Annotated in this window: 1 protein-coding gene; it reads left to right on the forward strand. The window is 43.7% G+C overall.

The window, feature by feature from the left end; genetic code table 11:
• Window positions 1–252 (forward strand): hypothetical protein (locus R2R70_RS21765; RefSeq protein ID WP_410979163.1); only part of this gene is annotated, 252 nt, incomplete at both ends.

The raw sequence follows: 252 nt of genomic DNA on the forward strand, positions 1-252 counted from the left end.
GCTTGGCAGATTATATTACCGCTGGCGTGTACCCTGACTTACTCACGCGAATTGGCTATAGCGAACACGCCGATTTAACTATGCTAAATGATGACTATTACATTGCCATAATGGATAAAAAAGGCGAATTGCATGGTCGTAATTGGCACGTAAACGCAGACAGTAACACCGACAACTCATTGCTAATAAAGCATAAGCAACTTCACGCGCACACCGATGAGGTCATACAGGTTAAAAGTCAGCTTGAACAGG

This window comes from Cobetia sp. SIMBA_158, from assembly GCF_046566945.1.
GTDB lineage: Bacteria > Pseudomonadota > Gammaproteobacteria > Pseudomonadales > Halomonadaceae > Cobetia > Cobetia amphilecti.